The organism is Methylotenera sp. (genome assembly GCF_013141425.1).
GTDB lineage: Bacteria > Pseudomonadota > Gammaproteobacteria > Burkholderiales > Methylophilaceae > Methylotenera.
In genome coordinates, this window is the sequence record NZ_JABFRA010000018.1 from 40,863 (window position 1) to 50,111 (window position 9,249).

The 9,249-nt window shown below is 42.5% G+C and carries 9 protein-coding genes; 1 reads left to right on the forward strand and 8 read right to left on the reverse strand.

Going from position 1 to position 9,249, the window contains the following annotated elements; all coding sequences use genetic code 11:
- Positions 1-54: 54 nt before the first annotated feature.
- From HOO90_RS01630 to HOO90_RS01665, 8 genes are all read right to left on the reverse strand, one after another.
- The gene (locus tag HOO90_RS01630; RefSeq protein WP_292838798.1) at positions 55-348 is read right to left on the reverse strand and encodes a YqjK-like family protein; all 294 of its coding nucleotides are present in this window, start codon (positions 346-348) and stop codon (positions 55-57) included.
- Positions 338-835, reverse strand: a complete 498-nt coding sequence (locus HOO90_RS01635; RefSeq protein ID WP_292838800.1) for a phage holin family protein — start codon at positions 833-835, stop codon at positions 338-340. The genes HOO90_RS01630 and HOO90_RS01635 overlap by 11 nt, the downstream gene beginning before the upstream one ends.
- Positions 759-1,094, reverse strand: a complete 336-nt coding sequence (locus tag HOO90_RS01640) for a DUF883 family protein (RefSeq protein WP_292838802.1) — start codon at positions 1,092-1,094, stop codon at positions 759-761. Before HOO90_RS01640 ends, HOO90_RS01635 begins: the two co-directional genes overlap by 77 nt.
- 199 nt (positions 1,095-1,293) lie before the next feature.
- The gene (mutY, locus tag HOO90_RS01645; RefSeq protein ID WP_292838804.1) at positions 1,294-2,364 is read right to left on the reverse strand and encodes an A/G-specific adenine glycosylase; all 1,071 of its coding nucleotides are present in this window, start codon (positions 2,362-2,364) and stop codon (positions 1,294-1,296) included.
- 89 nt (positions 2,365-2,453) lie between these two features.
- Positions 2,454-5,429, reverse strand: coding sequence for an AsmA family protein (locus HOO90_RS01650; RefSeq protein ID WP_292838806.1), 2,976 nt, complete (start codon positions 5,427-5,429; stop codon positions 2,454-2,456).
- A gap of 115 nt (positions 5,430-5,544) precedes the next feature.
- A complete protein-coding gene (locus tag HOO90_RS01655) occupies positions 5,545-6,372 on the reverse strand; it encodes an undecaprenyl-diphosphate phosphatase (protein WP_292838808.1) in 828 nt (275 codons plus the stop codon).
- A 113-nt stretch (positions 6,373-6,485) separates the two neighbouring features.
- Positions 6,486-6,875 (reverse strand): YidB family protein, encoded by a 390-nt coding sequence (locus HOO90_RS01660; RefSeq protein ID WP_292838810.1) that lies wholly within the window; start codon positions 6,873-6,875, stop codon positions 6,486-6,488.
- A 48-nt stretch (positions 6,876-6,923) separates the two neighbouring features.
- Positions 6,924-8,162, reverse strand: a complete 1,239-nt coding sequence (locus HOO90_RS01665) for a pseudouridine synthase (protein WP_292838812.1) — start codon at positions 8,160-8,162, stop codon at positions 6,924-6,926.
- A gap of 177 nt (positions 8,163-8,339) precedes the next feature.
- On the opposite strand from HOO90_RS01665, the gene HOO90_RS01670 reads away from it, so the two are divergent.
- Positions 8,340-9,005, forward strand: coding sequence for a hypothetical protein (locus HOO90_RS01670; protein WP_292838814.1), 666 nt, complete (start codon positions 8,340-8,342; stop codon positions 9,003-9,005).
- The last annotated feature ends 244 nt before the right edge of the window (positions 9,006-9,249 follow it).

Here is a 9,249-nt window from a genome sequence, read left to right on the forward strand (position 1 = left end):
TAAACAATAAAAAAGCGGCCTAGGCCGCTTTTTTTATAGATTTAAAGTATACGACTAGCTTTTAATCAACCACTTCCGTACATTGCGCAGAATGAGCAGAGTACCCCACCCACGTTGAAACCAAGTACCTAAACGTGTGGGTTTTAAAATCCCAAACAGTGCAGTAGCCGCCATCGCCACCATCGGGCGTTGCTTCACATAATGCAGTATCGATAAACCACGATCAGCAAGCAATAATGTCGACTTTAATGGCGTGCTATGTTGTTTAAGCGCCAATCGTTGTTCAGCAGCATCTTCAATCAATCGCTTGCGTCTTTCTGCTATTCGCGCTAACTTTTTATTCATCATCTTGCGTCAGTTGCTGATGGTCTTTGGACAATTCATCCAAGCTGGCTTTAAATACGCGTGGCATGGTTTTGAGTGATCGTATAGCAAGCACACATAAAACAGTACCCGTTGCCAGAAAAAGCCCTGTTAGCAAACCAAGCACTAATAGACGGTGCGTATCCCAAAAAGCGACAACGACAAAAAGTGCAAGTAACAACACGCCAACAGAAAGGCAAAAAAGTGAGATAAACGCCATCGTTAAAAGCGAAATCAGCCGTTCTCTACCCTCCTCTAAATCTGTAGAAAGTAATTCTAGCCGTGTATGAGCAATGGCGACAAAAGTTGTAGCCATATTTTTAAGAGAGGCAAAAAGACCTTCATCAGCCATGTTAGGTTCAGTTTCCAAGTTGGGTTTATTGGCTAAATCTTGCCTAGCGCCTGCCAATGAGTAAACCAATAACCAAGCCAACGCCTGCAGCAACGCCAACCGATTTCCAAGGATTGTCATGCACATATTCATCTGTTGCTTTAGCGGCTACTTTAGATTTTTCGATGAGCGCTTCCTGAGCATCGGCTAATTTAACTTTCGCTACGGAAAGCGATTCTTCGGCTTTGGTACGCAAACTCGCAAGTGCTTCACCACCTTGATTAGCCGTCGCTTTTATTAGTGCTTCAGCATCAGCGACAACTACTTTAAAGTCAGAAATCAGTTGCTCTTTCGTTACGTCAGAATATTCAGTACCCGCGGGTAAATTCTTTAAGCTCATCTTAGTTTCTCCTTAAGTTATTGAGGTTATGTATTAATTTGACAAGAATTCTAAGTTTAAATTCTATTTTAATCCTAATAACCGAATATTAATTCATTTTGTTTGCTAACTAAGTTTATCTTATATACGTCCAGTCAAGAGGAAATTGATATACCGCAAACAAACCGATAAAGAGTGACTTACATTAGAAACGTTTCAATTATTTGCTGGGCGACGATGTGATTAACTTCGATTTGATGGAAAGTAAGATTTTTCGCACTGGTGTAGGAATGGCAGCGCCAATTGCATCGTTAATGTGTAGCCAAATTTTTCCTGGTGCTGCAACTGAGTGATTCATTTTATGAACGTTTAGGACCTGTGGACGAATGATTAGCTTAAAGTGGCTAAAGGTGTGGCTAAGGGTAGGAAAAACGGTGCTTGCGTGCACCACGATATCAAAACGACTATGTACCAGAGATTCATAGTCATTGTTATCAATCGTTTCAATTTCAGGAAAACTCCATAAGCCTCCCCAAATTCCAGTAGGTGGGCGTTTTTCCAACATTACTTCATCGCCTTGAAGCAGTATCAACATCGTGGTCGATTTCTCAGGAATCACCGTCCGAGGTTTAGGCGTTGGCAACTCAGGCACGCGATTTTGCTTATAGGCCTCACAGTCGCTATTAAGTGGGCAAATGCCGCATTTTGGTTTGCTTCGGGTGCACAGCGTCGCACCTAAGTCCATTAGGCCTTGCGTGTAGTTAACTATGGCTTGCTTGGGCAGTAAACCTTCTGCCAAGGCCCATAATTGCCTTTCAATTTTGGGTGAGTTGGGCCATCCTTCTATTACGAAATATCTAGCTAACACACGTTTTACATTGCCATCTAAAATGGTTTGAGTCTGATTATAGGCAAATGAGGCAATCGCCGCCGCTGTCGAGCGGCCGATGCCCGAAAGTGTTTGTATGGTATCAAAGTCTTGCGGAAACTCGCCGTGATGCTTATCCATGATAGTTGTGGCGGCATTATGCAAATTGCGTGCCCTTGAGTAATAACCAAGGCCACTCCAATATTGCAGCACTTCTTCTTGTGTGGCATTTGCCAGTGTTGCAATATTGGGGAAGCGTTGCATGAACTTGCCGTAGTAGCCAATCACCGCAGCTACTTGAGTTTGTTGCAGCATGATTTCTGAAACCCAAATAGCATAAGGGTCAACCGTGTTCTGCCAAGGCAAATCATGCCGGCCATGTACCTTTTGCCATACAATCAGGCGGTTTGCAAAATCAGACATGAATGCTATTACCTAAAATGGTAAGTGGATGGGAGTTAAATAATGGTCATTGTGGAAGCGCAACAACGACCATTATGGTGTGAGGCAAATTAAAACTTAAACACGTCTTTAAGTTTCTCGGCCGCTTTATCTTTGACTTGATCCTGTGCAGATTTAGGCTTTTCTGCAGGTGCGGCCGGTTGTGCACTACCACCGGCAGGCGCAGCCTCTGCGGGCTTTTTCTTACCTAATAAGCCACTAATCGCATCGACCTTATCACCACCACCAATTAACGCTTTTACGGCTGTACCTTTGTCACCACCGACTTTATCAAGCAAATTCGATTTAGCCAGCGCAGTACCGACTGCGGCAAAGTCCATGCCGTATTTTGGATTGGAAAATGTACCCGTAATTTTTACAGGTATTGCAATGCCAGCTAATGCATCTAAATCAGCGCCGCCTTGACCTTTAAGCGATTTAACAATCGTGGGTTTGGCTAGGTAATTGATAGATTCATTGCCAATATCAATGTCACCACGGCTATCGCCTTTTTCTAAGCGTAATATCGGTGCTTTCATAGCTAAATCTTCGTTATGCGCTACGCCATTTTTAATGGCGAAACTTGCAGTTAACTCGCTGAAATCAGTTTTCTTTCGACTGTCGGCACCCACGTTGTCTTTCGCACCGAGTAGATTAACTTTACTTTTTAGCTCCCGAATGCTACCAGCGATATCTACACCTTTTAAGGCGCCATCGGCCAAGCCGAGTGAAGCATTCCCCGCCAGTGCTTTTTTAAGAGCGCCAACACTGTTACCAGAGGTCGTCACATCAATATTCACGGTGCCTTTACCTTCTAACATATTGTTGTTAATGGCATCCACCATCAATGGTCCGATAGATACACTTTTCATATTCTGTTTGAAGGTAATGCTGGGTGTGGCGCGCGCATCAACTTTAAGTAATCCACTCATGCTACCTTGGTAAAGATTGGCGGCGAACGGCGAAACAGTTACGACACCCCTGTCGGCATTCAAGCCAATATTGACATTTTGCGTAGTAACATTCGCCAATTTCAACCAGCCAATTTTCGCGTCGCCTGACGCGTTAAGCTTTTTTAGCGCGCTCAAATCAATCGGTGTATCGCCAGTACTTTTCGCCGCGGGTGCATTGCTTTTGGTGATGTATTTGTCCGCATCTAATTTATCAATATTAACGTTAAAACTGTAAATCGGGTCGCTAAAACGCGCAATACCAACACTGGCGTTAATCTGGCTATCATCCACCTTCGCCGCGAGTGGGCTCAAATTTAACTTTTGACCGTCAGCCTTTAAATCAATGCGAATGTTCGAGGCATTGGTTTTGCCATATTTTAAATGGCCAATACGTAACGATCCATCGGCATTCAGGGCCTTTAGTGCGCTTAAGTCTAGTGGTTTATCGCTTGCTTTGTTATTGGCTGGCGCGTTGCTGGTACTGACATATTTATCTACATCCAACTGGTCAATATCAATATCAAAGGTGTAAAGCGGTTTTGCAAAGTGGCTAATGCCTATGCTGCCTTTAATTCGACTGTCATCTAATTTTACGTTTAGGCCTGTCAGCGCCAGTTTCTCGCCATCGGCTTTGATATTGACGTTTAATCCTGAGATTTGATACTTGTCGTAGAGAATGCTGTCTACATTTAACTTGCCGTCTAATAGCAGCGCTTTGAGCGCGCTTAAATCAGCAGGCTTGCTGTCACTGGTTTTAGCTGCTGGCTGTGATGATTTTACGATCAGTTTGTTCAGATTGAGCTTATCTGCATTTAAGTTGAACTTGATGCTCGGCTTCTTAAAGCTAGCAACGGCCATATCGCCATTCAGCTTGGTCTCATCAATATTTAAATTGAATTTGCTATTTACCAATTCATTTTTCACATCGGTATGCAGCGACAAATCAAAACGCCCTTGCATCGCGCCATTGGGTAAACTGGGGTCTTTAATGTCCAGATTGCCCGCTAGTTTTGGCACGTCAAAAATTAAACTCTCCAGATTGCCCGTAAATGGCGATGAGAATTTACCGTTAATGGTGCGCTTGCCTTGTACGCCAGCAATTTCACCTGTAATGCCACTGCTTTGTAATGCTTTTGGTGAACCTTTAATATCTGCTAATACTAGGTTGGCTTTAAATGTATCGCCCGCTTTATCTTGCGATAAACTGACAGTGACATTTTTACTGCTAACTTCATCTTTTTGGGCAATTAATTTTGGCGCATTTAAATCTAAGCTTAATTTAGCACCACTAAATTCGCCTGAAGCGACAAGTTTTAGCGTGTCTACTAAAAACTCGCGTGTATCGGGTTTTGCATCAATGTCGCCAGTGGCACTAATATTTACATCTTTACCGCCAAATAAAATACCTTTAATTTGCGCATCTAAGCCTTTTGCAACAAAGTGCTTGGTCGCAGGGTCAACTAAAAAATTACCTTTTAATTTAGCTTCCGCAGCAACTTCTGGCTGATTAGCATTAATGGTGAAGTCGGTTGCTAAATCCACAGGTTCTGCCAAGGCAATGTGACCTGAAGTCAGATTAAATTTAGATATCGCATAGTTTGCACCAGAGCTCTCGTCGGTATAACTCACCGCAGAATTAGTGACTTTAACGCCATCTACATCAAACTTAATGTCTTGAGATTCTTCGTCTTCTTTGCTTAGTAAGTCATCAAAGTTGGTGGTGCCGTCTTTGTATTTCACAATGTTAGCTTGTGCACCATCAATATAAACCGTGTCCACTATTAATTCTTTTTTGAGCAATGGTAGCAAGGAAAGCGACACTTTCACGCTGGTTACCGATGCGAATTCTTTACTGTTTTTATGTTCAGACAGTGAGATTTTGCCTAAATCTGCACCAATTTTTGGCCAAAATGCCAGTTTGATGTCACCCTCTAATTTGAGCGTTCGCTGTTTTTTTTCTTGCACCAAGTCAATGACTTTTTGCTTGTAATCATTCGGGTTGAAGGTCAGGGCAACAATCGTTACTAGTAGCAACACTAGGGCAATTAACCCACCTAAGCCGTATGCAGAATATTTAAGAATTTTTTTCATCATTATGCTCGCTACAAATTATACGAAATATTAACACTAGAATTACTTGCCTACTATTTCTACAATAAATGCTAAACGCCAAATTTGTATCAGGGCTCACTAAGCCGCCTAGTACACCTTAATGCAAAGTCCAATTGACCAAGCCTGTATAGGCCGTTAGCAAAACAATGACGCCAAAGGCAATGCGGTACCAGGCAAAAATTGTAAAGTCGTGGTGGCTAACGTAGCGAATCAGTGCGCGAACTGCAATCATGGCGCTAATAAAGGCAAATATAAATCCTACTATCCATGCGCCGATGTCATCTATGCTTATTAGGGCGCGGTCTTTATACATGGAATAGATTGAAGCAATACCAAGCGTTGGCACTGCAAGAAAGAATGAGAATTCCGCTGCCGCTTTACGCGATAAGCCAAAAAATAAGCCACCGATAATGGTGGAGCCAGAGCGCGACATGCCTGGAATCAAAGCAACTGCTTGTGCAAGCCCAAGCTTTAGAGCATCTAACGGCCGAATATCGTCCACAGTTTCAATCGTGACAGTATGCTGGCGTTTTTCTGCCCATAAAATAATGAACGCCCCCACTATAAAGGCCAAGGCTACAGGCACAGGTTTAAATAAATAGGTTTTGATTTTGTCGCCAAAGGCCAACCCTAAAATCGCCAGCGGTAAAAAGGCAATAGCTAGGTTAATAATTAAGCGGTTAGCAATGGGGTCGCGACCGAGCCCTGCAAAGGTGCTGACGAAGCGTGTTCGGTATTCCCAAACCACCGCTAAAATGGCACCTAATTGAATGGCAATATCAAACACACCGCGTTTTTCGTGATCCATAAAGTTGAGCAAATCACCCGCCAATATAAGGTGACCTGTGCTGGAAATGGGCAGAAACTCGGTTGCGCCTTCAACAATGCCAAGAATTGCAGCTTTAAATAATAATAGAATGTCCATGAGCACATTTTAACAGGTTTGGCATTTGCTGACGCTTGCATTTGTCTGGCGGAGTTTTGCCCATTAAAAAGGGCGATGAATCGCCCTTTTTAATGTTACTTGATATGCCAAATTTATTTAATCAAGCCTAATACAGTGTTGAGTAAATTGCTAGATTCGCCTGTGACTTTGCCTTCAGGCGTTAGTTTATCGACTACAGTAGGTAAATGCTCTGCGATTTGGCTAGTTAATGTTTCTGGGTTAATGCCAAATTTTGCAGCTAAGTCAGCAATTGCCCCGCTACCCAATACGCTGGAAATTTGGTCTGCAGAAATGGGTAAATTCTCACCTTTGCTTACCCATGATGCCGCTTGCTCGGCCAACCCACCCGCTTTAAATTTTTCTAAAATGCCATCTAATCCGCCATTTTGATTAAACAATTCAAGGGCAACTTGCGCCACTCCACCTTGATCGCCACCTAATTTTCCTAAAACTGCACCTGCAATGCTGTCAAATAAACCCATTCTGAATCCCCTAAAAAATGACAAAACTGTCTAATTAATTAGCATAACTTAAAAACGTTCACCATTGCGCAGGTAGCGCCATTGACCAACGGGTAATTTACCTAAATTAACACTTCCAATACGTACACGTTTTAAGCCAACTACGTGCAAACCCACCATTTCGCACATGCGACGAATTTGGCGTTTTTTACCTTCGCGCAATACAAAGCGTAATTGGTCTTCATTTTGCCAACTCACTTTTGCAGGCTTGAGTTTTTCGCCGTCTAAACTTAAGCCATGATTCAAGCGTTTTAAACCTTCATCATCCAAATTGCCCTCTACGCGCACCAAGTATTCTTTTTCAACGGTTGAATCTTCACCAATCAAATGGCGCGCTACGCGACCATCTTGAGTGAGTACTAACATGCCTGTAGAGTCAATATCTAAGCGGCCTGCAGGGGCAAGGCCATTTAAATATCGACGTTGAAACTCGCGTTGATGATGTTGATTTAACTCCGGGTCATCCAGCCATTCATTATCAGGATGCACCAACACAATCGCTGGTTGATAGCCATCTTCCGCTTGGCCGCTTACATAACCCACGGGTTTGTGCAGAATAATCGTTACCGTCTCGGCCTGCACTTCATATGCGTAACTACTAATCACAATTTCAGCATCTGGGTTAATGCGCGTTCCTAGCGTATCAATAATTACACCGTCTACCATTACCCAGCTATTCATAATCCATTCATCTGCCTCTCGACGCGAGCAAATACCACGTTCTGCCATCACCTTAGAAAGGCGAGGTAACTCAGTGCTAATGGCGGTAGATTTATAAGCCGCTTTTGCCGCAGCGCCGTATTGCGGCGTGTTGACAGAATCATAGCCATCACGCACCTTGCCACCACGACGAGGCGCTTGGCGATACTGCGGCTCGTTTTTATCTGGGCGCGGTGTAATCCGCGTATCCACACCTTGCGGCCTTGCTTGGCGAGGTTGTGATTCTCTATCATCTGACCCTGCTGAATACGCTGGACGTACGTTTTTCCTATCTTCATCTCGCGCATTTTCGCGTGGCTTACCATCAAAGCGATGGTTGCGCTGCCCTGCTCTAGCCGTTGCTGGGTTCGAAGCGTCTTGTCTTTCGATTTTTCTTTCTTCGGGCTGTTCATTTCTAACAGGTGCACTTACTTTTGGCGGCGCCACGCTACGGTCACGCACAGTATTGCTAGCGCGGCGCACAGGCGCTTTACTGGTCTTCACAACAGGCTGATCAGAAGATTTTTTATTGAGTTTAATTGTAGTCAAAATAGTCTATTCATTTAATTTGTAAGGCTATTTTACAAGATAACGCCTCGTTTTTTCGTTCATTGGACACACAATTACACATTTAGTATTAATTACCTAATAAATGGTGTTTCATGATTAATGTATTTCATTTATTTTGTCTGTTAATATAAATCTTTCAATTCCCTAGAAAAATATATGATTCACTCAATAAACAAAAGCGTATTTAAATTAATCAGTCTAGCGTTGGCAGTGATTATACAATGTAGTTTAACTACTCCTTCATTTGCTAGGTATGGTACATATCCTGGTGTAACTATTTCAACTGGAAGTGTGTATATTCCACTTGGATATTTTTTATTAATTCGTAAAGAAAATACGGCATGTGCAATTCGATTCACCAATTTATACAACCCAGATTCTGGACAAGAAATTGGTAGTTTTTATAGTCCAACTTCTGGACAAGGAATAAGTTATAGCGTGCTTTCTTACAAATTAAATGCTGATTATGATTATTTTTACCAGAATGACGGGAGTGGTAATTTCAAGAGTAATAATGTGGTTTCCGGACAAGCCCAGTTGTCTATAGGCATGAGAACTATTGAGAATAACGGTATGATTTCCAATGTGATGAATCAGGCGGAGAGGGTAGTAGTAAAGTGTGGCTCAATGGAGCTACCTTGGAAAGGATATGAAGGAGTTACTATGTATCAAGGTTCTGAGCCAAGAGATGAAGGCGTGGAGATTGCCCCAACGCGGTGGAGTAATATCAATGAAATCAATATAAATGATCCTACTATTAATTGGTATCGTTACGATAAAGCACGTAAAATAATCGAAATTCCTGTTGAAGATTTATACTGAAAGCAAAAACTCCAATTCGCAAAATATAAAAACCAGCAAATGCTAGTTTTTATATATAAAGTGCCATCTCAAATACTTAAAAAGGCCGGCTAAAATTTAAACCTTCTGATAAACCTTGCTACCTTTTTTCACAAACTCAATCGCTTTTTCTTGCATGCCTTTGGTAAGCGCTTCTTGTTCTGAAACACCTTGCTCGGCTGCGTAATCACGTACATCTTGCGATATTTTCATAGAACAGAAATGT